This is a genomic window from Novacetimonas hansenii JCM 7643, from assembly GCF_000964405.1.
Classification (GTDB): domain Bacteria; phylum Pseudomonadota; class Alphaproteobacteria; order Acetobacterales; family Acetobacteraceae; genus Novacetimonas; species Novacetimonas hansenii.
The window spans coordinates 1-367 of sequence record NZ_BANE01000224.1 but is presented as its reverse complement, the minus strand read 5'-3'; the positions used below and the strand labels follow the sequence as shown (position 1 = coordinate 367).

The window sequence follows — 367 nt, the reverse complement described above, 5'->3', positions numbered from 1 at the left end:
AGGCTGAAGAACGGCCATGACATGAGATCGATCAGCAGGCAGGGCGAGAGAACCGGTGGCACCGGACGCGCACTCATGGCCGACGCTCCAGCCTGCGGCTTCCGATCACACGGGCTTTTTCATAGGACTCTTCTGATGTGGATTTGCAGGCGACATTCTCGATCCAATGCCGGATGTCGTTGACATGGTAGAGAACCCGGCCGCCCATCTTGCGAAAGACCGGACCACTTCCCCGGCAGCGATAGCGCTCCAGCGTCCGTGGCGAGATGTTCAGCCGATGGGCGGCCTGTGGGGTAGTGAGCAGTTGTTCGTCGAGAAAGTTATCCTGACGCGGGTGTGACGGCGTCATGCTGGCCTCCGTCGGTTC

1 protein-coding gene is annotated in these 367 nt (G+C 60.5%); it reads right to left on the bottom strand.

The genetic code is table 11. From position 1 onward, the window contains the following. Positions 1-73: 73 nt before the first annotated feature. On the bottom strand, positions 74-367 hold a 294-nt coding region (locus tag B7G66_RS13665), incomplete at its 5' end, for a helix-turn-helix transcriptional regulator (protein WP_369688284.1).